At 73.9% G+C, this 22,201-nt stretch carries 19 protein-coding genes; 5 read left to right on the forward strand and 14 right to left on the reverse strand.

Features of this window, described 5'->3' with window-relative positions:
- Nucleotides 1–962: sulfite exporter TauE/SafE family protein (locus DKT68_RS03140; protein ID WP_236646694.1), on the reverse strand; the 962-nt coding region annotated here is incomplete at its 3' end.
- Nucleotides 963–1,063: 101 nt separating this feature from the next.
- Nucleotides 1,064–1,528, reverse strand: a complete 465-nt coding sequence (locus DKT68_RS03145; RefSeq protein WP_109815925.1) for an RrF2 family transcriptional regulator — start codon at nt 1,526–1,528, stop codon at nt 1,064–1,066.
- Between the two features lie 272 nt (nt 1,529–1,800).
- Here DKT68_RS03145 and DKT68_RS03150 point away from each other — a divergent pair, with 272 nt between their 5' ends.
- Complete coding sequence (locus DKT68_RS03150) at nt 1,801–2,469, forward strand: YceI family protein (protein WP_109815926.1); 669 nt, start codon at nt 1,801–1,803, stop codon at nt 2,467–2,469.
- Nucleotides 2,470–2,537: 68 nt separating this feature from the next.
- On the opposite strand, the gene DKT68_RS03155 is transcribed toward DKT68_RS03150, so the two are convergent.
- The 5 genes from DKT68_RS03155 to DKT68_RS03175 all read right to left on the reverse strand — a co-directional run bounded on the left by DKT68_RS03155 (nt 2,538) and on the right by DKT68_RS03175 (nt 11,351).
- Nucleotides 2,538–3,422 carry an acyl-CoA thioesterase gene (locus tag DKT68_RS03155; protein ID WP_109815927.1) on the reverse strand — a complete coding sequence of 295 codons (885 nt, stop codon included), beginning with the start codon at nt 3,420–3,422 and terminating at the stop codon, nt 2,538–2,540.
- Nucleotides 3,419–4,867 (reverse strand): pyruvate kinase, encoded by a 1,449-nt coding sequence (gene pyk / locus DKT68_RS03160; protein ID WP_109815928.1) that lies wholly within the window; start codon nt 4,865–4,867, stop codon nt 3,419–3,421. Before pyk ends, DKT68_RS03155 begins: the two co-directional genes overlap by 4 nt.
- Nucleotides 4,868–5,066: 199 nt before the next feature.
- On the reverse strand, nt 5,067–6,449 hold the full coding sequence (locus tag DKT68_RS03165; RefSeq protein WP_161556614.1) for an FAD-binding oxidoreductase: 1,383 nt from the start codon (nt 6,447–6,449) through the stop codon (nt 5,067–5,069).
- Between the two features lie 132 nt (nt 6,450–6,581).
- Nucleotides 6,582–6,947 (reverse strand): YciI family protein, encoded by a 366-nt coding sequence (locus DKT68_RS03170; protein WP_109815930.1) that lies wholly within the window; start codon nt 6,945–6,947, stop codon nt 6,582–6,584.
- A gap of 249 nt (nt 6,948–7,196) precedes the next feature.
- The gene (locus DKT68_RS03175) at nt 7,197–11,351 is read right to left on the reverse strand and encodes a CHAT domain-containing protein (protein WP_109815931.1); all 4,155 of its coding nucleotides are present in this window, start codon (nt 11,349–11,351) and stop codon (nt 7,197–7,199) included.
- A gap of 259 nt (nt 11,352–11,610) precedes the next feature.
- On the opposite strand from DKT68_RS03175, the gene DKT68_RS03180 reads away from it, so the two are divergent.
- A complete protein-coding gene (locus tag DKT68_RS03180) occupies nt 11,611–12,483 on the forward strand; it encodes an aldo/keto reductase (protein WP_109815932.1) in 873 nt (290 codons plus the stop codon).
- Nucleotides 12,484–12,506: 23 nt separating this feature from the next.
- Here DKT68_RS03180 and DKT68_RS03185 read toward each other — a convergent pair whose 3' ends face one another.
- From DKT68_RS03185 to DKT68_RS03195, 3 genes are all read right to left on the reverse strand, one after another.
- Nucleotides 12,507–12,902 (reverse strand): effector-associated constant component EACC1, encoded by a 396-nt coding sequence (locus DKT68_RS03185; RefSeq protein ID WP_109815933.1) that lies wholly within the window; start codon nt 12,900–12,902, stop codon nt 12,507–12,509.
- A 12-nt stretch (nt 12,903–12,914) separates the two neighbouring features.
- On the reverse strand, nt 12,915–15,149 hold the full coding sequence (locus DKT68_RS03190; protein ID WP_109815934.1) for a M48 family metalloprotease: 2,235 nt from the start codon (nt 15,147–15,149) through the stop codon (nt 12,915–12,917).
- A gap of 161 nt (nt 15,150–15,310) precedes the next feature.
- The gene (locus DKT68_RS03195; protein ID WP_109815935.1) at nt 15,311–16,063 is read right to left on the reverse strand and encodes a lipase family alpha/beta hydrolase; all 753 of its coding nucleotides are present in this window, start codon (nt 16,061–16,063) and stop codon (nt 15,311–15,313) included.
- Between the two features lie 216 nt (nt 16,064–16,279).
- Here DKT68_RS03195 and DKT68_RS03200 point away from each other — a divergent pair, with 216 nt between their 5' ends.
- Nucleotides 16,280–16,546, forward strand: coding sequence for a hypothetical protein (locus tag DKT68_RS03200; RefSeq protein ID WP_109815936.1), 267 nt, complete (start codon nt 16,280–16,282; stop codon nt 16,544–16,546).
- 50 nt (nt 16,547–16,596) lie between these two features.
- Here DKT68_RS03200 and DKT68_RS03205 read toward each other — a convergent pair whose 3' ends face one another.
- A complete protein-coding gene (locus tag DKT68_RS03205) occupies nt 16,597–17,169 on the reverse strand; it encodes a TetR/AcrR family transcriptional regulator (protein WP_201748878.1) in 573 nt (190 codons plus the stop codon).
- Nucleotides 17,170–17,386: 217 nt separating this feature from the next.
- Between DKT68_RS03205 and DKT68_RS03210 the strand changes: the two genes are divergently transcribed.
- Together DKT68_RS03210 and DKT68_RS03215 are read left to right on the forward strand one after the other, a co-directional pair.
- Entirely contained in the window at nt 17,387–18,853 is a 1,467-nt protein-coding gene (locus DKT68_RS03210; protein ID WP_109815938.1) for an MFS transporter, read from the forward strand.
- 100 nt (nt 18,854–18,953) lie between these two features.
- Nucleotides 18,954–19,937, forward strand: a complete 984-nt coding sequence (locus tag DKT68_RS03215) for an SEC-C domain-containing protein (RefSeq protein WP_109815939.1) — start codon at nt 18,954–18,956, stop codon at nt 19,935–19,937.
- A gap of 180 nt (nt 19,938–20,117) precedes the next feature.
- Here DKT68_RS03215 and DKT68_RS03220 read toward each other — a convergent pair whose 3' ends face one another.
- The 3 genes from DKT68_RS03220 to DKT68_RS03230 all read right to left on the reverse strand — a co-directional run.
- Nucleotides 20,118–20,573 (reverse strand): hypothetical protein, encoded by a 456-nt coding sequence (locus DKT68_RS03220; RefSeq protein ID WP_146218273.1) that lies wholly within the window; start codon nt 20,571–20,573, stop codon nt 20,118–20,120.
- A gap of 303 nt (nt 20,574–20,876) precedes the next feature.
- On the reverse strand, nt 20,877–21,140 hold the full coding sequence (locus DKT68_RS03225; RefSeq protein ID WP_109815941.1) for a DUF6244 family protein: 264 nt from the start codon (nt 21,138–21,140) through the stop codon (nt 20,877–20,879).
- Between the two features lie 546 nt (nt 21,141–21,686).
- The coding region (locus tag DKT68_RS03230) for a hypothetical protein (RefSeq protein ID WP_236646695.1) at nt 21,687–22,201 on the reverse strand (515 nt) is incomplete at its 5' end.

Below are 22,201 nucleotides of genomic sequence, written 5' to 3' on the forward strand. Positions count from 1 at the left end.
CCGCCACCCCGCCGGTCGCCGGCCGCGCGCGGCACTGCGGCAGTCGGGACGGGGGCGGCCGACGGCTCGACGGCGACCGGCGGGGTGGCGGCGGTGGCCCGGGCTCGACGGGTACGCCGGAGTGCGCGCACGGCCAACACCAGCGCGGCCAGCCAGCCGGCGACCAGGACGGCGTAGAGGACGGGGCGGACCGCGCCATCCAGCTCGGCGGACCGGATCAGGGTGCGGGCGTTGGTCAGCACGATCACGCCGCCGACCGCCGCGCCGAGCAGTTGGGCCGGCACGATGCGCACCAGCCATGCGGCCAGGGGTGCGGCGATGAGCCCGCCGATGAGCAGCGCGGCGACGGTGGGCAGCAGGAACCCCTCGCTGCCCAGCCCGATCAGGAAGCCGACGCTGGCCGCGCCGGCCACCACGAACTCGGCGGTGTCCACCGAGCCGATCACCTTGCGCGGCTCCAGGCGGCCGGAGACCAGCAGCGCCGGTGTGGCCACCGGGCCCCAGCCCCCGCCGCCGGTGGCGTCGACGAAACCGGCGACCAGACCGAGCGGACCGAGGAAACGGCCGCGCAGCCGCCCGCCGACGCGGTCGGTGCGCAGCGGCCGGGCGAAGCGGACCAGCAGGTACGCGCCGAGCGTGAAGAGGATGCCGGCCATCCACGGCGCGGCCGACTCGGTGGAGATCGAGCTGAGCAGGGTGGCGCCGGCGAACGCGCCGACCGCGCCGGGAAGCGCGATGCGGGTCACCACCCGCCAGTCGACGTTGCCGAACCGCCAGTGCGCCACCCCGGCAGCGAGCGTGGTGCCGATCTCGGCCAGGTGCACCGATGCCGACGCGGCGGCCGGGGCGACCCCGGCGACCAGCAGCAGGGTGGACGACGTCAGCCCGTACGCCATGCCGAGCGAGCCGTCGACCAACTGCGCGGCGAGCCCGACGAGAGCGAGGACCAGCAGCTTGCGCACGAGCGCCCCCTGACTTTTCGGCATCTCCTATCGACTTGGTCGACAATGCGGCACGGGGAGGCCCGGGTCAAGTGCCCGATCGGTGGATGGGACGCCGGCGGTCAGATCCAGGCGCGCGGGTCGGCGGCCAGCTCGGTGACCCGGGCGGGCAGCGTGCCCGCTGCCACGTCGGCGACGCTGACCAGCTCCAGGATCTCCCGCTCGCTGGCCCGCAGCGCGATCCAGACCTCCTGGAGCGACCGGGCCGGGCCGTGGTAGCCGAGCTGCTCCGGGCGCTGCCCGCGGACGTGCGCGAGCGGCCCGTCGATCACACGGATCACCTCGGCCAGCGAGATCTCCTCGGCGGGGCGCGCCAGCCAGTAGCCACCCTCCGGGCCCCGCTGGGCGTGCACGATGCCGCCCCGGCGCAGCTGGAGCAGGATGCTCTCCAGGAACTTCGGCGGGATCTCCTGGGCACGGGCGATCTGGTCGGCCGTGACCGGCCGGCCGCGCCCGGGGCCGCTGGCCGTCGCGGCGAGCTCGGCGGCCGCGCGGAGGGCGTAGTCGACCCGGGCGGAGAGGCGCATGTCGGCAAGGTTAGCCCTCGGGTCGGCCGGCTGGACGGGCGACCCTCGGCCGATCGGCCAGGCATCGACGACAACGCCATTTCCTCGTACCTCTCGAGAAAGGCGTTCCGGTACGGCGTGAAGTGCGTCATGATCCACCGTTCGGTGGGTGCCGGAAAGCCGCTCCGAAGCGTCCCTATGCTGAGCGGGGAGTACGACCCGCTGACCGTTTGCGCGAGCTCCGTCAGCACATTGATAAACACCCGGGCCCCGCTCGGGGGGAAGGCATAACGATGACCGATATCGCGACACGCACCTGGGATGGCATGACCATCCCGGCGGCTGGCACCTATCGACTCGACCAGGCGCACAAGCGGATCGGTTTCCTGTCGCGGCACATGATGGTGAGCCCGGTGCGCGGTGAGTTCGCCGAGGCGACCGCGCAGATCCTCGTGGCGGAGGACCCGCTGTTCTCCTCGGTGACCGCCACCATCCAGACGGCGAGCATCACCACCGGCAGCGTCGACCGGGACACACACCTGAAGAGCGCCGACTTCCTCGACGTGGAGCGCTATCCCACCCTCGAATATCGAAGCACCAGAATCAGCCGGCAGGGAAATGACGACCCGATCTTCTACTGGGCCCGCCTGCGCAACAATCGACTCGGCGGACGCGGCCGACGTCTCAATGTCCCACCACAGTCCGAGCCGGCGCCCGGACGATTCGTGCTCACCGGCGAGTTGACGGTGAAGGGAATCACCCGGGCCGTCGATCTCCAGGTGAATTTCGGTGGCGCTCGCCGCGATCCGTACGGTCAGGACATCTTTGGATTCAGCGCGACGGCGGAGATCAACCGCGAAGACTACGGCCTGCTCTGGAATGTCGTGCTGGAGAGCGGCGGGGTGCTTGTCGGAAAGACCGTGCAGATCGAGATCGCCGGTGAGGGCATCCATCAGCCCTGACCCGCTCCGCGCACCCCGGTGCCGGGCGGGTCAGCCCCGCCAGGGCCTGGCGGGGCCGACCGACGGTCTCAGGCGCCGACGCGGCGCAGCAGACCCTCCTGCACGGCGCTGGCGATCTGCCGGCCGTCGGTGGTGAACATCCGGCCGGTGGCCAGCCCTCGTGCGCCGGACGCCGACGGGCTCCAGCAGTCGTAGAGGAACCACTCGTCGGCGCGGAACGGCCGGTGGAACCAGAGCGCGTGATCGAGGCTGGCGCCGACCACACCGCCCGGCCCCCACACCTCGCCGTGCACGGAGAGCACCGAGTCGAGCAGGGTGAGGTCCGAGGCGTAGGTGAGCGCGCAGGCGTGCAGCAGCGGGTCGTCCGGCAGCTTGCCGTCGATGCGCATCCAGACCCGCTGGTGCGGGTCGGCGGGCCGGTCGCCGGGACGGACCCAGCCGGGCTCGCCGACGTAGCGCACGTCGATCGGGCGCGGGATCTGCCCCCAGATGCCCAGCCGCTCCGGGTAGCGGGAGAGCCGGTCGGTCATCGTCGGCACGTCCTGCGGGGCGGGCACGTCCGGCGGGGCCGGCGCCTGGTGGTCCAGCCCCTCCTCGGCCCGCTGGAAGGACGCCGACATGAAGAAGATCGGCTTGTCGTGCTGGAGCGCGACCGCGCGGCGGACCGAGAAGGACCGGCCGTCGCGGATGTTCTCCACCTGGTACTCGATCGGCTCGACCGGGTCGCCGGGGCGGACGAAGTAGCCGTGCAGGGAGTGCACGAACCGCTCCGGGTCGACCGTGCGACCGGCGGCGACCAGCGCCTGGCCGGCGACCTGGCCGCCGTACACCCGCTGTGGACCCACCGGGGGGCTCATCCCCCGGAACGTCATCTCCCCGATCGGGTCGAGGTCCAGCACCTCCAGCAGCTGGTCCACCGCGGCCTGGCCGACCGCGACCTGACCATCGCTCACTGCAGCGCCCGCGCCGACGCCGCGTCGACCAGCGACCCGAGCTGGTGGACGCGCAGCGTGTTGGTCGAACCGGGGGTGCCAGGCGGGCTGCCCGCCACGATCACCACGTAGTCGCCCGGGTTGGCCCGGTTGAGGCCGAGCAGCGCCTGGTCGACCTGGCGGAACATGTCGTCGGTGTGCTGCACGAACGGCATCAGGAAGGTCTCCACGCCCCAGGTCAGGGCGAGCTGGTCGCGCACCTCGGGGACCGGGGTGAAGGCCAGCAGCGGCAGGTCGCAGTGCAGCCGGGACAGCCGTCGGACCGTGTCACCGGTCTGCGAGAACGCGACCAGGGCCTTGGCGTTGATGGCCCGCGCGATCGACGAGGCGGCCACGGTGAGCGCGCCGCCGTGGGTACGCGGGTCGTGCTGCAACCGCGGCACCCCGATCGAACCCGACTCGGTCGTCGTCACGATCTTGGCCATGGTGCTGACGGTCAGCACCGGATACTTGCCGACGCTGGTCTCGCCGGACAGCATCACCGCGTCGGCGCCGTCGAGCACCGCGTTGGCCACGTCGGAGGCCTCCGCGCGGGTGGGCCGGGAATTCTCGATCATGGAGTCGAGCATCTGGGTGGCCACGATGACCGGCTTGGCGTTCTCCCGGCACAGCTGCACGGCCCGCTTCTGCACCAGCGGGACCTCGTCCAGCGGCATCTCGACGCCGAGGTCGCCGCGGGCGACCATGACGCCGTCGAAGGCCAGCACGATCGCCTCCAGGTGGTCCACCGCCTCCGGCTTCTCCACCTTGGCCAGCACCGGCCGGAACACGCCCTCCTCGGCCATGATGCCGTGGACGAGCTTGATGTCCTCCGCCGAGCGGACGAAGGAGAGGGCGACCAGGTCGACCCCGAGCCCCAGGGAGAAGCGCAGGTCCTCGGCGTCCTTGTCCGACATGGCGGGCACGCTGACGGCCACGTTGGGCAGCGAGACACCCTTGTTGTTGGAGACCGGACCGCCCTCGGTGACCAGGCAGCGGATGTCGTTGCCGGTGACGTCGGTGACCTCGACGGCGACGCGGCCGTCGTCGATCAGCAGCCGGTCACCGGGCTTCACCTCCTGCGGCAGCTTGCGGTAGGTGCAGGAGACCCGCTCCTTGGTGCCGATGATGTCGTCGCCGGTGATCACGACCGAGTCGCCGGTGCGCCAGTCGTGCGGGCCGTCGGCGAACTTGCCGAGCCGGATCTTGGGCCCCTGGAGGTCGGCGAGGATGGCCACCGGCTTGCCGGCGGCCTCGGACGCCTCCCGGACCAGTCGGTAGACCGCCTCGTGGTCGGCGTGGCTGCCGTGGCTGAAGTTGAGCCTCGCCACGTTCATGCCGGCCTCGACGAGACCCCGAATGCGTTCCGGGGACGAGGTGGCGGGACCAAGAGTGCAGACGATCTTCACGCGGCGTGTCACGCCCATCAGGCTAGTCTCTCCTTCAAGTCGGACTCGGGACCGACCCCTTGCAGGCAGCGGAACAATTGTCCAACGACGCGCGGTGCGCGTCGGGCCGGCGGGCGAAACCGCACCGGGAACGTTGTGGCGACGGGCAACGGCGACCGCGCGCCGGGAATCGTACGCCTCCGCTGGCGCCCGCCCTCGGGGTGCTCCCGGCGGCGGCTCACCCGGGGTGCTCCGACGGCGGCAGGGTGGGCACCGCCGTGAGCAGGTCCCGGGGGTCGTAGCGCTGCTTGGCGCGGCGCAGCCGGGCCCAGTTCGGGCCGTACGCCAGCCGCACGCGGTCGGTCTCCTCGGGAGCGAGCAGGTTCGGGTAGCCACCGGGCAGGGAGTGCGGGGCGAGCGCCTCCGAGGTGCGCTCGGCCCAGGCCTCGTGCGCCCCGGCCGCCCCGCCCGGCGCCCACACCGCGATCACCTCGGTCAGCAGGTGGTCGGCGCGCAGGCCGAACGCCGTGTCGGCGAGGCGCACCCGGCTGGCCGCGCCGTGGAAGTGGTGCAGGGCCAGCGCGGAGAACGGCGAGCTGACCTGCCGGGCGGCGTCGACCAGCGCGTCCACCGCGTCGTCGCCGAGCGCGGGCAGCCAGCGGGTCCGCAGCAGGTAGTGGTTGCCGTCGGCCATCCCGCCGTCGAACATCCGCAACGCGTCCGCGTACGGCAGCGGGCCGACCTGGTCGACCAGCGCGACGCCGAGCGCCCGCAGCCGGTCCACCCACGGCAGCCCGGCGTCCAGGTCCGGGCCGCTGTAGAACGGGCAGACGAACACCACCGGCTCGCCGGCCGGGCCGGGCAGGAAACCGGCCATCACGGTCAGCTCGTCCGGGGCCTCGGCGAGCAACGCGGCGTACCCTCGCAGCACGGCCGGCGCCTCGGCGAGCGCGAACATGATCATGCCGGCCAGCACGGCGGGCAGCCGGTGTGCGCGGTAGCGCAGCTCGGTGACGACGCCGAGGTTGCCGCCGCCACCGCGCAGCGCCCAGTACAGCTCGGCGTCGTGTCGGGGGTCGGCGGTGACCCGACGGCCGTCGGCGAGGACCACCTCCGCGCCGAGCAGGTTGTCCAGGGCGAGGCCGAACCGCCCGCAGAGCGGCCCGTACCCGCCGGCGAGGGTGAGCCCGGCCATGCCCACGTCGCGGACCACGCCGGTGGGCACCACCAGGTCGTACGGGCGGGCGGCGGTGAGCAGGTCGGCGGCGGTCGCGCCGCCGGCCACGGTCACCGTCGCCGCGTCCGGGTCGACCCGGACCGCGCGCATCCCCGTCAGGTCGAGCACCAGGCCGCCGTCGCGCAGCGCCCGGCCGGCCCAGTCGTGCCCGCCGGAGCGGACCGACAGCGGCAGGTGGCACCGGGTGGCGACGCGCACCGCGGCGGCAACCTCGTCGGCGTCCAGGCATCGGGCGACCAGCGTGGGCGCGCGGTCCACGGCCGCGTTCCAGAGGCGGGTGGCGGAGACGAAGGCGGGATCGCCCGGCTCGTGGAGCCGGTCACCGAGCAGGGCGCGCAGGAGGGCGGTGGCTGAGGCGACATCGGGGGTGGCGGCGGAGCTCACGGCGACTCCTCGACCGTGGCCGACCGAAGGCGCCGGGTGCGCCTCGCTGGCGGTCCTCGGTGGGCGCGACCGTAGCACCGGACGGTGGCCGATCGCCGTCACCATCACGACAGCCGCCGATCGACGAACGAGTCAGCTCTCGGCCTTGACCAGCGGAAACTCCAACGACCCGGCCGGGCAGAGGAAGGTCAGCACGTCCACCCGGTAGAGCCCGGCCTGCACCGCCGGGTCGGCCTCCAGCACGCTGCGCACGTCGTCGACGCTGCCGGTGCGGGCCAGCCCGAAGCCGATCGGCGGCTCCGGATTGCTGGTCGTCCCGTCGATCGACCCGGCGACCAGGATGATTCCGCGCCGTTGCAACGCCTGCATGTGCTCGGTGTGCTCGCCCTGCAACCGCTGCACGGTCTCGGCGGGCAGGGCCCGTCCGGCCGCGCCGGGATAGATCACGATGCACTCGTACGTGTCGAGCGCGAAGTCGACCTGCGGCACTCCCGCCATGGTGCTCCCTCCGCCGTCGCGCCGGAACGGACCGGCCCGGCCCTGCCCGAGTCGGCGTCGCCGGCACGCGCCCAGCGTCGCACGCCGGTTGCGGCCGCACCGGTCGCTCCGCGCAACTGGCCCCGGTCGGGCCCCGGACAGTCCCGGCCGCGGTACCGGCGTGGTGGTGGACGGGCACCGCCGGAGCCGGCGGCCGTGCGACTCGTCCCCTCGGCCCTGTGCGGCGACCGGCTACGGTGGCCGCGCGGGTCAGGGACCGAGGTGCGCGTAGCCCGCCCAGGTGTCGGGCCGGTCGGGCAGGACGGCGCGGAGCCGGCGGACGGCCCGGTGCAGGGCGATCGCCGCCCGGTCCGGTGCGATCCCGCCGGGCACCGCGAGGCCGTCGTACAGGTCGTCGCACAGCCGTACGGTCAGCGCGTCCGAGATGGACCAGAGCGCGCCGATGACGTGCCGGAACCCGGCGAGCTGGAACGCGGTGCCGAGGGTGAGCGCCTCGTCGGGCAGGGCCGCCCCGCCGCGCACCGTCTCGCAGGCGGAGAGGACGGCCAACGCGGCCGGGCTGCCGGCCGGCCGCCACAGGTCCCGCACGTGCAGCGGGCCGCCGGCCAGTGCGAGACGCCCCCAGGCCGGGGCGCGCAGGTCCTGGGTGCCGTGGCAGGAGAGGTGGGCGACCGGCTGGTCGGGCAGCGCGGCGAGCACGGCCGCCGGGGTGGCCGCCGGGCCGAGGAGTGCCCGGACCCGTGGCAGGTGCCGGCGGACGATCTCCTCCTCCCGGGTGACGCCGGGCAGGTCGGACAGGCCGGGGGTCTGCGGCATGCCGACGACCAGCGCCGAGTCGACCGGCTCGGGCCGGGCCGGGACGCCACGCCGGGCGTACGCCAGCGCCCGCAGAGAGGCGGTGTACGACGACACCACGCGGTCCAGCACCCCGTCGCCACCGTCGAGCGGGCCGGCGGCGTGCAGGGGCAGCAGACTCAGCAGCCCGGTCGGGCACCACCACAGCCGTGGCCAGTCCGCCCCGCCGTCGGGTGCGACGCCGGACGACGCCGCGACCGGCGTGGCGCTGGACGACACCGGGACGGGTGTGGCGCCGGACGGCGCCGGAACGGGTGTGGCCGCGTCGAGCACGGGGGCGGCGACGACCCGCCACAGCCAGTCCAGCGTCTCGCCGACCTGGCTGCGCGCCGCCGCCCGGCGGCACTGTGCCGCCGTCTCCGGGCCGTCCGGGGTCACCGCCCCGGTCAGCACGGCGATCGCGGTCAGGAAGCCCGCCGTCCGGTTGAGCAGGTCGGCCAGGGTCAGCCCGGTCAGTGGCACCACGGTGACCCGGCCGTCGGCGACCACCAGCGCGTCACAGCGCCGGGCGGCCACGTTGACCAGTGCCACCGGGCCACCGGCCGCGGACCGGGTCAGGGTGCCGAACGGTGGCGGGCGGAGGAAGTCGGCGAACCCGGGCCGGGCGCGGATCTCGGCGAGCAGGTCGCGGCGGCGCACGGCGAGGTCGTACCGCTGCTCGGGGGTCGCCCCGGCCAGGGGCGCGCCGCTCCCCCACCCGCCCGGTGACAGCACACCGCCGGGGGACGCCGCGTCGACCGGCCCCGGACCCGGCGCCGCGCCGCCGCTCGACCGGTCGGGCGGCAGCGCGGCGAAGCCGTCGAGGGCCGCCTGGAGGTCGGCGAGCCGAGCCGCCAGCCGGGGGAACCGCGCGCGCAGCGCGGCCAGGTCGGCGCTCGCGTCGTGTGCCCGGGTCAGCAGGACGCCGCGGCCGTACTCGAGCAGCTCGACGGCGCGTTCCGGGCGGTCGAGGTCGATCGCGACCGCCGCCGCGTCGCTGGCCAACCCCGGGAACAGGCCGAGCAGGCGGGCCTGGTCGTCCGGGTCCATGCCGTGCCACGCCACCAGGTCGATCAGCTCGATCGCGGTGGCGTACCCGTCGAGTGCCGCCGGCAGGTCGCCGGCCGCGGCGGCGTGTCCCGCGTACCGGGTCGCCGCCCCCGCCCGGAGCAGCGACGGGGCGGACTCCACCGCGGCGGCGGCGCGCAGCACGGCGGTCGCCTCGGCCAACGCGCCGGGACGGGGAACGCCAGCACCGGCGGGGGTGGCGACCGCCTCCAGGGCGGTGGCCAGGTTGCTCAGGCACATGGTGCGGGCGGGATGCTCGCCGGGCAGCGCGTCGGCCGCCGCCCGGTAGGCCGCCAGCATGGCGTCGGCGTCCGTCTCGTCGTGGCCGGCGCGGAAGCGCAGCAGCAGGGCGCTACCGAGGTTGGTGAGGATCCGGTGCCGGTCCCCGGCGGCCGACGGTTGACCCGCGCTCAGCCGCTGGAGCAGCTCGATCGCCTCGTCCAGCCCCGCCGGGTCGTCGCGCAGGCGGTGCCGCAGCAGATAGGCCAGGGCCAGGGTGGCGAGCGTCTGGACGTACTCGGTCGGATCGGCCTCCCGCTCGGCCAGGTCCGCCGCCTCTCGCAGCGCGGTCACGGCGGCGTCGGCGTCGCGGGCGGTGCCGGCCGCGACCCGGTCGGCGGGCTCCCCGCCGGCGGGGAGTGCGCGGTCCAGGGCGAGTTCCACCCGGCGGTTCAACGCGGAGCCGTAGTTGGTCAGCGCCGGCAGCCGGTCCGGGTGCCCGGGTGGCGCGGTCTCGGTCACCTGCGCCAGCACCTGGATCGCCTCGGTCAGGGTGGCCAGGTCCTGGGTCGAGGCGAACAGGGCCTGCAACACCAGGCCCAGGTTCGAGCGGTACCGGGGCAGCGAGGCGGCGTCCGGCGCGGCGGCGGCGACCGCGGCCCGCAGCGCCACGGCGGCCGGTTCCAGCAGCCCCGGCTCCCCCGCCAGATCGGACAGTTCGCGCAGGGTGTTGCCCAGGTTGTTGAGCACGTGCGGCCGCATCGGGTCGGCGCGGGGAAGCAGGGACTCCGCCTCGGTCAGCGCCTCGCGGGCGGCCCGCAGGTCGGTCACCCCGCCCAGGTCGGCGTGTCCCCGGCCGAGCGCGTAGCCCAGCTCGGCGAGCCAACGGGCCCGCTGGGCCGGGTCCTCGGCGGCGCCGGCGGCGTCGCGCAGCATCCGCACGGCCTCGGCGACGTCGTCGGTCCGCCGTCGCAGCTCGTACCGGGTCACCAGCAGGCCGCTGACCGCGTGCCGTATCTCGTCCTTGCTCGGACCGTCGTGGGTCGAGCCGGCCGCCGCCCGGTACGCCTCGATCGCCGCGTCGAGGTCGGCCGGGTCGGCGTCGGCCCGGTGCCGCTCGGCGAGCAGGGTGGCGAGGCCGGCCTGCGCCGTCGCGGCCAGCTCCGGTTCGAGACCGCCGAACCCGGTCAGCGCCGACCGGTACGCCTCGATCGCGGCATCCCGGTCGGCTGGCGCCTGGTCGCGCAGGAACCGTTCGGCGAGCGCCGTGCCGTGCAGCGCGGCGACCCGGGGATCGCCGCCGGCGCGGGCTGCCGTGAACGACTCGACCGCCTCGTCGAGGTCGGCCGGGCGCCTCCGCAGACGCCACCGGTCGCGCAGCCGCTGCCCGAGGTTGGCGCGCGCCATGGCACGCAGGGCGTCGCTGGCGCCGCGGGCCCGGGCGGCGTCGCGCAGCAGCGTGATCGAATCGTCCAGGTCCGCCGGGGCGCCGTCGACCTCGTACCGGTCGCCGAGCACGTTGCCGAGGTTGAACAGCCGGACCGGGCGTTCCGGATCGCCGGTCGAGGTGGACTCCAGGCTCTCCCGGTGCACCTCGATCGCGGGCGGCAGCGCGCGCCGCCGGCCGAGGTGCTGGAACTGGTCGCGGTGCACCTTGCCGAGGGCGGACAGGTAGTGCAGCCGCTCCGGCTCGCCGACGGGTGTGCCGTCCACCGCCCGTCGCAGCAGCGCCGCCGCCCGGTCGGCGCCGCGGTAGTCGCGGTTGTTCTCGGCGGCGGCCATGAGCATGACGGCCTCCACGAACAGGGCACGGGCCTCGCCGTCGGCCGCCCCGGCCGTACGCCGGCCGCGACCGGGGCCGGGGCCGGAACCGGCGGGCACGGACGTCGGGTCGCCGGCGGCCCGTGGGCCGGGCACCCGGCCGGCGGCCGACGGCGGCCGGTGCGCGTGCAGGAGCGCCAGCAGCGGCGGCGGCACCCGTTCCGGGGCGAAGCGCAGCAGGAACTCGGTGAGCGCGACCGCCTGACCGAGGTCCTCGGCGTCCTCGCCCTCGGGCAGCAGCTGGTACCGGTACCAGTGCAGGCAGGCGAGGAGGAAGAAGCCCTCGGCGACCGGCTCCGGCAGGGGCCCGTCGGTGGGCGCGGCGGTGACGAACCCGACGACCGCCTCGGCGTCGCGGATCGCGCCCGAGTCGAGCACCGCCCGGGGGTCCGTGGTGGCGGCGAAGCCGTCCAACCGCTCCCGCAGCCGACGCACCGGGTCGGACCTGAACCGCCGCCACATCGCGCCTCCCCCGACCGGCCACACCGGTTGGGATCAGGCGTAGCAGACCGGACAGCCCGGGCGCTACCGGCAACACGACCCGGATTCCGGCGCTGTCGGCGCCCACCGTGTCGCCCCCCACACGGGCGTGCCGGGGATACGACGCCCGGATTGGGGCATCATCAGCGGAGTGGCGGGGTGATCTTCGGCGTGCCGGGCCTCGCGTGACCGGCCCGGCGCCCGCCCCCACCACCACCACGACACGATTGGGGATCCGCGTATGGCGACCGACGTCAGCAACCAACCCGCGAAGGCTTCCGGCCAGTACCGGATCGGCGGCGACCTCACCGTCGACCGGCTCGGCTACGGGGCGATGCAGCTCACCGGACCGGGCGTGTGGGGCGACCCGAAGGACCCCGCCGAGGCCGTCCGGGTGCTGCGTCGGGCGGTCGAGCTGGGCGTGACGTTCATCGACACCGCCGACTCGTACGGGCCGTTCGTGTCCGAGCTGCTGATCCGCGAGGCCCTGCACCCGTACGCCGACGACCTCGTCATCGCGACCAAGGGTGGGTTCACGCGGGCCGGGCCGGGTGACTGGCGTGTGGTGGGCCGACCGGAGTACCTGCGCCAGCAGTGTGAGCTGAGCCTGCGCCACCTCGGCCTGGACAGCATCCCGCTCTACCAGCTGCACCGGATCGACCCGCAGGTGCCGCTCGCCGACCAGCTGGGTGAACTGGAGCTGCTGCGGCAGGAGGGCAAGATCCGGCACATCGGCCTGTCCGAGGTCACCGTCTCGCAGATCGAGGAGTCCCGCGCGATCACCTCGATCGCCTCGGTGCAGAACCTGTACAACCTCGCCAACCGCGGCGCGGAGGACGTGCTGGAGTACTGCGAGCGCAACGACCTCGCGTTCATCCCGTGGTTCCCGATCGCCACCGGTGAGCTGGCGCGCCCGGGCGGGCCGCTGGACACGATCGCCGCCACGCACGACGCGTCGCCCGCACAGCTCGCGCTGGCCTGGCTGCTGCGCCGGTCGCCGGTGATGCTGCCGATCCCCGGCACGTCCTCGGTGGCGCACCTGGAGGAGAACGTGGCCGCCGCGGAGGTGCGGCTCACCGACGACGAGTTCGAGGCGCTGGCCAAGGCGACCTGACCCGCGGTACGGGCGTCGCCGGCTCAGCCGGTGACGCCCGGCTCGGGCTCCCGGGCAGCCCGCAGCGCCTCGGTGGCCTGGGTCAGCAGCGTCGCGGAGTCGGTACGCCCGTTCACCTGGATCTCCACCTCGGTGTCGCCGGCCTGGATCCGGATGCTGGCCTCGGTGCGCTGCTGGTCGACCCAGGTCTGCAGCAGGTTGAACAGCCCCGGGAGCAGGCCCTGGGCCAGCACCGCGATGATCACCGCGTCGCTGAAGCCCGGCCGGCCCCCGCCGCCCCCGCCCGCGGGGCGGACGACCGGACGGTACCGCGGGTCGCGGTGGATCCAGTCCAGCAGGGCGACCGGCGGCGGCTGCCGGTGCCGGGGGCTGATGGTCAGCCGGACGGGCTGACGCGCGGCGGTGTCGCTGTCGGTCACGGTCTCTCCCGGTCAGTTGGCGGGGCGGAAGGTGACGGCGTCACCCTCGCCGATGGCGACGCCGGTGACGGCGAACTCCTGCTCGTCGGTGAACGGCGAGCTGGTGCCGAAGTAGGTGGTGCTGCCGCTGACCCGAACCCTGCCCCTGGCCTCGGACGGCGTGCCGACCTGGGCGGTGTCCGGGCCGGTCAGCTCGACGGCGAGCCGCGGGTACTCGAGGATCTTCCAGGCGACCTTCTGCGTGGTGCTGCCGCTGTAGTAGCGGAACGGGCAGCCCTCGGGCGCGGCGACGGTCTGCTGGGCGCACTCGTCGAGCCACGTCCGCACCCGGGCCTCCACCGCCTCGACCGCCGCCGGCTTCAGAACCGGCGTCAGGTTGAGGATGGCCTCGCTCTGACCCGGGGCGACCGGGACGACCTCGGTCGGCACCTCGCTGAGCGCGCTGGACGGGGTGCTGACGGTGTAGCCGCCGGGCAGCAGCGCCAGCGTGGGCCCCTCCGGGGCGCCCGGCAGCGCCACCCCGTTGAGCCGCGTCCCCGAACCGGTGACCGGGGCGGTGAGCGGGACCAGCCCGCCGAGGAGCTGCCAACCGTGGAACAGACCGGCGGTGGCTGCCTCGTCCCGGCGCAACGCGACGCCGACCGTGTGCCGCTCGCCCGCCAACCGGTACGCCACCGTGGCGGTGGCGCTGTCGCCGTCCCGCTCGACCGAGCTGACCTCGACCTCGGTGGGCGGTTGGTAGCCCTCCCCGCGCAGCAGTTTGGCGAGCAGATCGCGGTCGGCCACGGCGGCCCGCTCCTGCTCGGGAAGGAAGTCGAGCGCGGCCTCGCTGTCCCGGTCGGCGAGCGCGGAGAAGTACCCCTCGACGGCCGCCTGGGGACGGAAGAAAGCCCACTGCGCCACGCCCAGCCCGCCGGTGCCGACGCAGGCCGCCAGCACCAGGGCGCCGACCACCAGCCAGGTACTCCGGGTGCCGACGGGGCCGGCGCTGCCGAACAGCCGCTCGGAGGTGACCGGCGCGGTGTCGCGCCCTCCGAGCGGCGCGCCGGCCAGCGACGCCCGTTCCAACTGGTCGAGCCGCAGTTCGTGTGGCGGGTGGGTGGCGCAGACCGCCTCGTCCCAGCCGCTGCGGCCGCTCTCGAAGGACAGCCGCCGCTCCAGGATGCGCCGCATCCCGTCGACGTGCCCGGTGAGCACCGCGCCCAGGTCGGCTCGGTACTCCGCCGCGCGCACGTCGCGGGCGTGCAGCGGCAGCACCACGTACCGCATGGTGAGCAGCACCGGCCAGAAGAACAGGAAGACGACGAGGTTGGTGGCCGGGTGCGGGAAGGTGCGCATCAGCCACGTCGGCAGGGCGTGTGCGAGGGTCAGCGGCAGGCCGACACCACGGACGAAGGCGCTGGTGACCTCGTCGCCCGTACGCCAGTGCACCAGCTCGTGGCTGAGCAGCGCGGCGATCTCGTCGTCCGGCTCGGTCAGCACGGCGGTGGTGACCACCACGTGCCGCGCGTACGTGTGGGCGTTGCTCAGGACGGGGTCGTCCTCCATGAGCAGCCGTGGCACGGTGGGCAGCCCGAGCCGGCGGGCGCAGTCGTCCAGCACGGGCCGCAGCCGCGCGTACTCCCGGCGGCTGGGCTGGCGCGCGCCGGAGACCACCAGCAGGCGTGGTTCCAGCAGCACCCGGTAGAGCGTGTAGAGCACCCCGATGAGCGCCGCCGCGACGACCGTGCCGACCAGCCCGGTGGCCAGCGCCAGGGGCTCGTCGGCCGTGCCCAGCCAGGGCAGCACCAGCACCGAGAGGAAGCCGACCAGGAACCCGACGACGAAGCCGGCGACGCCGCCGAGCACCCCGCCGGAGCGGCTCAGGAACGCCTCCATCAGTGGGCCGATCAGCGGGGCGTCGCGCAGCACCGCCGGCACCTGGTCGTCGGCGCCGAGCCCGCCGGCGAAGAGGCCGACGGCGGCGAAGCTGAGACCGCCCCAGAACGCCAGCAGCAGCGCGACCGGCAGGTAGAACCACGTGGCGACGAAGGCGCCCAGCACGCCCCGCCAGTCCCGCAGGATCCCGGCGCGCAACCAGACCAGCGCGCTGGGGTAGCCGGGTGGCCGGTCGGCGAACCCGCCGGTGGGCGGTGTCGCGGCCTCCGTCGGTGGTTCGGCGGCCCGCACGTCGAGCTGCGGCACGGTGGGCGGTGTCGCGGCCTGCGGCGGCTCGGTGCCCTGAGGTGCGGCGGGCGGCTCGGTCATGCGCGCTACTCCTTCGGCGGAAGCTTCGTCCACTGTCGGCAGTGGACGGCCGGAGCAGGCTATCGAGCACACCTGATGTCTGCCACACCTTTGCGGGCGCAGAGTCGGCAACCCGACGCGGGCGCGGGTGGTCCGGGCCCGGACCACCCGCGCGGTCCGGGTCAGAGCGCGAGGCCGTCGAGCACCAGTCCGAGGTGCCCGACCACGCGCAGCGGGCAGTACGCCTGGATCAGCACGTTGGTCGCGCCGTCGTTGACGACGGCGTTCCCGGTCGGCCGGACCAGCTCGTCCTGCAGGGTGCGGATGGTGGTGTAGCGCACCGCGCCCGGGGTGTCGTCGCCGGCGTTGAGGTCGGCGAGGAAGGCGGAGCCGATGGTCATCTGCTGGCAGGCCACGATGCCGGCGCAACTGCCGAGCCCGAGGAACGCCACGATGTTCGCGACGTAGGTGCCGTACTGCGGCGAGCCCAGGCTCACGTACCGGCCGACGGTGGCGGTGCCGCCGAGCCGTTTGAGGTAGTAGCGGGCGACCAGGCCGCCCTCGGAGTGGGCGACCACGTCCACGGTCGACGCTCCGGTGGCGGCACGCACCTGGGTGACGTAGCCGGCGAACGCGCGGGCCGAGCTGGGGATGTCCCCGAGGCCGAGCCCCGGCAACTGGTAGATGAAGGTCCGGTAGCCGTCGGCGCGCAGGCGGGCGGCGATCGGCTCGTACGCGACGGCGACGCCGCTGAGCCCGCCGACCACGATGACGGGGTTGGCCGCCGCGGCCGCCGGGGCGACCACGGGCGCCCCGGAGGCAGTGGGCGCGGCGGAGGGAGTAGGCGCGGCGGGGGCGGCGGTCGCGGTGGCGGTGGACGCGAGCAGGGCGGCGGTGGCGAGGGACAGGACGAGGACGGTCTTTCGGAGCAGCATTGCTGCACCTCCGGGGGGAGGCACCCGGCGAACCGGGCAGGTGGGTGGGGGTGTCCGGTCGACCGTGCGACGATGATGCGCGCAACAATTCAGAAACGTCAATGACTTGTTACGCGCCGGTAACCCGTTGTTCCGACGGGGGCGCAATCCGGCATATCGCCGATCCTCCACATCGGACTTCCCTTGAGTGACGCGCGCCCCGACGCGGGTCGGCGAATGGCATGCGGTGGCCGCTTCGACGCGACCCGCTTCGGCGACGGGGTCACCTTCCGGGATGCGAGTTTCCTCAGCGGCGGGTTCGAGGGCGCGGCGAACTTCGGGCGGGCCCGGTTCGGCGGGGCGGCCAGCTTCGACGGCGCGTGGCTGAGCCAACCACCGCAGGTCGACCAGGCGGGGGCAGCGGCCGACGGCGGGCACGCCTGGCCGGCCGGCACGACCGTCCGACGACTCGACGACGACTGGCTGCTGCTGGTCGGCCGCTGACCGGCGGGCGACTCCGTCTCAGCGCGGCGGGGAGGGCCGGCGATACCGCGTCAGCGCGGCGGGCGCAGCCCGTCCAGGGCGACGCCGAGGACGCGGTCGCGCTGCTCGGGTGACGGGAACTGGGCCATCGTGAGCCCGCTGATCAGGCGTACCACGTCGTCGAAGCCGATGTCGTCGCGGACCTCGCCGGCCGCCTGGGCGCGGCTCATCAGCGGCTCGCCGGCGGCGTAGATCTCCGTCCGGCAGCTCCGGAAGATTTCGGAGTCGTGCAGCAGCTCCTCGGCGAGCGCCCGCTTCGTGGCCACGTACCCGACGAAGCGGTGCAGCCAGGCGACGAGGGCGTCCCACGGGGGCAGCTCGGCCAGGTCCTCGGCGGTCCGGCTCAGCGCCCGGACCTCCTCGACGTAGACGGCCTCGAAGAGGTGCCGCCGGCTCGGGAAGTTGCGGTAGAGCGTGCCGATGCCCACCCCGGCCCGCCGGGCCACGTCCTCCAGGGACGCGGCGGCGCCGTTCTCGGCGAACGCGTCGCAGGCGGCGGCGATGAGGGCGTCGTAGTTGCGCCGGGCGTCGGCACGCTTGGGCCGCCGCGCGAAGACCTCGGGCGTCTGCCCCGCGCTGGTCATGACGTGCGTCACCTCCCCTCGGTTGCATCCGGAGGCAACCCTCCGCTAGCTTAGTGGAGGCACCCCTCCGGAATCCCGGAGGCCTGCCTCCGGTTAGCTTACCTCGGGACCCGCCCGATCCGCCTGGCCACCCGATCGCCCGGGCCCCACAGCTCCGCCCGCCACAGACGACGGGTGACAAACCTCCTTCCGTACCGCAATCAGGGAGTTTTCTCTCGTGGCAGTGACCTCCCGACGCAGCTCGCGTCGGCTCACCTTCACCGTGCTCGCGGCCGGTGCCGGGTTCTTCGCGATGCTCCAGTCGCTGATCACCCCGGTGCTGCCGACCATCCAGCAGGACCTGCACACCTCGCAGAACACCGTGACCTGGGTGTTGACCGCCTACCTGCTCTCCGCCTCGATCTTCACGCCGATCCTCGGCCGGGTCGGGGACATGATCGGCAAGGAGCGGATGCTGGTCGTCTCGCTCGCCGCGCTCGCCCTCGGCTGTCTGCTGGCCGCCATCGCGCCGAACATCGGCGTCCTCATCATCGCCCGGGTCGTGCAGGGCATCGGCGGCGCGGTCTTCCCGCTGTCGTTCGGCATCATCCGCGACGAGTTCCCCGCCGCGCGGGTCTCCGGCGCCGTCGCCGCCATCTCGGCGATCGTCGCCGCGGGCGGCGGGCTGGGCATCGTGCTCGCCGGCCCGATCGTCACCGCGCTGGACTACCGGTGGCTGTTCTGGATCCCGATGGTCGTGGTCGGGCTGACCGCCGTCGCCGCCCACCTGTTCGTGCCCGAGTCGCCGGTGCGTACCCCCGGTCGGATCGACTGGCGCGCCACCCTGCTGCTCTCCGGCTGGCTGGTCGCGTTGCTGCTCCCGATCAGCCAGGGCGCGGCCTGGGGTTGGACCTCCGCCCGGGTGCTCGGCCTGCTGGCGCTCGCCGTGGTGCTGCTGGTCAGCTGGCTGGTCGCCGAGGTGCGCTCCAGCAACCCGCTGATCGACATGCGGATGATGCGCCTGCCCGGCGTCTGGACCACCAACCTGGTCGCCCTGCTCTACGGCGCGTCGATGTTCTCCGTGTACGCGTTCCTCCCGCAGTTCGTGCAGACCCCCACCGCCGCCGGTTACGGCTTCGGCGCCAGCATCAGCCAGGCGGGCCTGCTCATGCTCCCGATGCTCGTCGCGATGTTCGTCGCCGGCCTGGTCGCCGGACGCCTTCAGGCCGTGTTCAGCGCCAAGGCGCAGCTCGCCACCGGTGCCACGTTCAACGTGGCCGCCTCCGCGATGCTGGCCGCCGCCCACGACACCCGCTGGGAGGTCGCCGTCGCCGGCGGCCTGGTGGGCCTCGGCATCGGCCTGGCGTTCGCCTCGATGGCGAACCTGATCGTGGGCAGCGTGCCCGCCAGCCAGACCGGCGTGGCCACCGGCATGAACGCCAACATCCGCACCATCGGCGGGGCGGTCGGCGCCGCCGTGGTCAGCGGCGTGATCACCGCCCACCCACAGGCCAACGGCCTGCCCCGGGAGGCCGGCTTCACGATGGGCTTTCTGGTCCTCACCGCGATCGCCCTGGCGGCCGCGCTCGCGGCCCTGGCCGTCCCGTCCGCCCGGCGGGCGTCGGCCGGTCGCCGGCCGTCCACCGCGACGATCGTCGAGTCGGAGCTAGCCGGCCAGTTCGCCACCTTGCCGTCGACCCGCTGAGGGTCCGTGTCGCAGCCCGGGCGGTTCGCCGCCCGGGCTGCGGCGAATCCGGGAGTACGCTGGCCGCTTCCCACCCGTTCCCCGTCCCCAGGATGAGCACATGTCCACGTCCGACCTGCTGACCGCCGACCGCATCGAAGAGATCGGCGCCCTGGGATCCGAGAGCCCGGACCCGGCCGCGCTCGTCGCCGAGCTGGTGGGCGCCGTCGACGAGGGGCGGGTCGCCGACCCCGACGACACCGGGTACGCGCTGCTGGTCGCCGCGGACATCCTGGTGCAGGCGGGCGACCTGGCCGACGCGCTCGCGCTGACCACCCGCGCCATCGCCGAACAGCCGGACGACGACGCGTACTCCCGATCGAAGCGCGGCGGGCTGCTGCTGCGCCTCGGCCGCGAGGACGAGGGCCTGGCCGAGCTGACCGCCCTGCGCCCGCTGTTGGAGACCGACCCCGACGCCACGTACCTGGTCGACGACCTGGCGGAGGCCGGCCGCGCCGAGACGGCGCTGGAGTGGCTCACCGCGGCACTCGACGCGATCATGGATCGGACCCGGACCCAGCAGCACGAGTCCGAGGACGCGCAGGACGAGGCCGCCGCCATGATTTACGGGCTGACCCAGCGGCGGCACGACCTCCGCGAGGAGATGGGCCTGCCGCACGACGACTACGACAACCTCGCCGACCGGCTGCGCGCCGCGAGCAACCACGCCCTCGACGCGCTGGACGACGGTCCGGCGACGCTGCTCTTCTGGCCGCAGGCGGAGTTCGAGGCGCTGCTGGCACGCTGGCCCGCGCTGGCCGACAGCTACCCCGCCACCTGGGACGAGCACCGCGCCCAGACCGAACGCGCGCTGGCCGACGCCGCCGGGCTCGGCGCCGCCGACCTCGGCGTGGTCGCCGGCTCCGTCGCGGGGCTGGCCTCCTTCGCCGAGCAGGCGGGCAGCGACCCCACCGACGAGGAAACCCTCGACGAGTACGCGGACAGCCTCGACGAGGTGGCCTGGCCGCCCGGCCGCAACGACGCCTGCTGGTGCGGCTCGGGTGCCAAGTACAAGAAGTGCTGCCTGCCGCGCTCGCGGGGCTGACGTTCCCCTGCGCCCTCACCACGGGCGAAGCCGCGGCGGTGGTGCGGTGATGGGGCGGCCCACGGGTGTCGAAGGCTGACGCGCCTGGCCTCTTCCTGGGCCGGGCGACGGCCACGTCGAGATGCAGCCGACCCTGCCCGGCCCGAAGTGCCAGGTTGCCGCACCTCAGCGTCGACAGGGTCAGCCGTCACCCGCTGCCTCGATCGCCGCCTCCACCTTGTCCAGGTAGTTGAACCACCACTCCCCCTCGTCGGGCTGAGAGGCAGTGGCGAGGAGGTTGGCCGCGACCACGAATACGGCGATTGCGACTGCTGCGCTGGTCGCGAATCGTGGCGGGCTGCCCGCCATCAGCCCGACCAGGAGAGCCTGCACGTCCTCTGCGGAGACGCCGGCCCACCGTTCCTGGAGACTGATATCGCGCGAAAGCTCGTTGACCTGCTGAGGCGATGGCGGACCATCGTGAACCTCGAACAGAACAGCAGCGTTGACGGCGAGCGTCAGCTCGATGGCCTTCGTCAACGTCTCCCGGCTGCCACTCAGGGCGCCCAGGGCGTCATCGAATCTCTCTGCGTCGCGCTGGACAGCGGCATCGAGGACGGCTCTGACCAGAGCCTCTACCTGATCATCGATCCTCACGGCCCGGTCCTCCATCTCGGTGCTTTGCTCTCCACGCCTTGAAAGATCCGGCTGCCGCAGCAGCAGCCAGGACAGTACCTGCGACGGCCTTGACAGTGGTCGGCAGGAATTCCTGAAAGCTCGCATAGGCCGCCGCTGTCGCCGAGGTCCACCACCCAATCGACTCACTGCTGAGACGCTCGCGGGGTGGTGCCGGGGGCGCATGCTGGTCCCGGTTTGCGGCAGAGCGCCGCCGGGGCACCGCAGACCTGACAACTGGTCTCGCCGCCGCGGGTGGCTGGTGGGCTGTGCTACCACCCGTGGTCAGTTTCCCAGCGCACGGACCCTGGCGATCGTCTCCTGGACGTGCTGCTTGGCCGGGTCGCCGCCCTGCGACGCCTGCGCCAACGCCTGGCGATAAGCGTCGATCATGCCGATCAGCGGGCCGGCGGCCACACCCTCCAGGGCGCCGGCGACGAGCGCCCGCGCCTCGGCCGCGTCCTGTGCCGCCGCTGCGGTCTTGGCCTTCGCCTCGTCCAGCTTCTGCGACGCCGCCGCCAACCTCGCGATGATCTGTGCAGCGCTCACGCGCGTCCTCCCCGTGGTCCACCATCGCCTCCACCACCGCACCGGCGAAGACCACATGGGAGCGTACGAGATTCACGCACCCAGCGCGACCGCACGATTGCTCAGTCGTGACCTCGACGGCGGGAAGATCACTTGATGCTGAGTAGTCAGGGCCGGCTCTCTGCAACTACTCAGCAGCAAGTGATCAAAGCCGTCGAGGCCCGAGGCGGAGCCGAGCAGGATGGGCCCCCGGGAGGTGTTCCGGAGGGAGGCACGCTAGATCTTGGACACTTTCCGTTCCACGCTGACGGAAACTGTCCAAGATCTCGAGCGGTGCCGGGGTCCTGGGCATGCTCAACGCTGGGTGGCGAACACTCCGACGCCACCAGCACCCCTCGACCAAGCCCTCGAACTTCAGCCGGCTACGGCCTGGTGAACGACGATGACCGAGACGCCATGTTGACGACACGACGAGGGCCTCACTGCCCGGGGAACGCGACGGGATCCTCCCCGCTGCCACACACTCCGCCCGACCGGTCAGCCAACCGCGCGCACCCCGCGAACGACTCAGCGCAAGGTGCGGAACAGCAGCAGATAGCCGCAGTAGGCGACCGGAACCAGCAGGAAACAGATCAGGAAGCCCAGCGGCAGGTAGCGCGGCGGCGTGCCGGCGACCATCGCGGGCCGCCCCCACCGGCCCAGCACCAGGTACCCACCGAAGAACGCCAGCGCGGGCAGCCCGGCACAGATCCACGCGCCGAGGGTGAACCCGTCGACCAGGCCGACCCCGGAGGCGAGCACCAGGGCCAGCATGAGCACCCCGGCGGCGGCGCCGCACCCGGCGTAGACGGCCACCGCGCGGGCCAGCGGTGACCAGGTGGGCAGCAACGCCGGCCGCTGGGCCAGCAGCTCCGCCTGCTGCCCGTGCCGGTCCGCCTCGTCGGCCATCCGCCGGGCCAGCTCCAGCTCCACCGCCGGGTCGACCGCCGCGGCGCGCTGGGCCGGCACCCCGGCGCCCGCCGGGCTCACCGCCGTCGGCAGCGCCAGCCGCCCCTCCCCCGCCGGCAGCTCGGGGTACGCCC

Source organism: Micromonospora acroterricola, from assembly GCF_003172955.1.
Taxonomy (GTDB): Bacteria; Actinomycetota; Actinomycetes; order Mycobacteriales; family Micromonosporaceae; genus Micromonospora; species Micromonospora acroterricola.

Bases quoted from the DNA above. Each gene is read 5' to 3' on its own strand.
- DKT68_RS03150 (WP_109815926.1), top strand. From the start codon at position 1,801: ATGACCGATATCGCGACACGCACCTGGGATGGCATGACCATCCCGGCG.
- DKT68_RS03215 (WP_109815939.1), top strand. From the start codon at position 18,954: ATGTCCACGTCCGACCTGCTGACCGCCGACCGCATCGAAGAGATCGGC.
- DKT68_RS03175 (WP_109815931.1), bottom strand. From the start codon at position 11,351: ATGTGGCGGCGGTTCAGGTCCGACCCGGTGCGTCGGCTGCGGGAGCGG.
- DKT68_RS03195 (WP_109815935.1), bottom strand. From the start codon at position 16,063: ATGCTGCTCCGAAAGACCGTCCTCGTCCTGTCCCTCGCCACCGCCGCC.
- DKT68_RS03200 (WP_109815936.1), top strand. From the start codon at position 16,280: ATGGCATGCGGTGGCCGCTTCGACGCGACCCGCTTCGGCGACGGGGTC.
- DKT68_RS03190 (WP_109815934.1), bottom strand. From the start codon at position 15,149: ATGACCGAGCCGCCCGCCGCACCTCAGGGCACCGAGCCGCCGCAGGCC.
- pyk (WP_109815928.1), bottom strand. From the start codon at position 4,867: ATGGGCGTGACACGCCGCGTGAAGATCGTCTGCACTCTTGGTCCCGCC.
- DKT68_RS03170 (WP_109815930.1), bottom strand. From the start codon at position 6,947: ATGGCGGGAGTGCCGCAGGTCGACTTCGCGCTCGACACGTACGAGTGC.
- DKT68_RS03205 (WP_201748878.1), bottom strand. From the start codon at position 17,169: ATGACCAGCGCGGGGCAGACGCCCGAGGTCTTCGCGCGGCGGCCCAAG.
- DKT68_RS03145 (WP_109815925.1), bottom strand. From the start codon at position 1,528: ATGCGCCTCTCCGCCCGGGTCGACTACGCCCTCCGCGCGGCCGCCGAG.
- DKT68_RS03180 (WP_109815932.1), top strand. From the start codon at position 11,611: ATGGCGACCGACGTCAGCAACCAACCCGCGAAGGCTTCCGGCCAGTAC.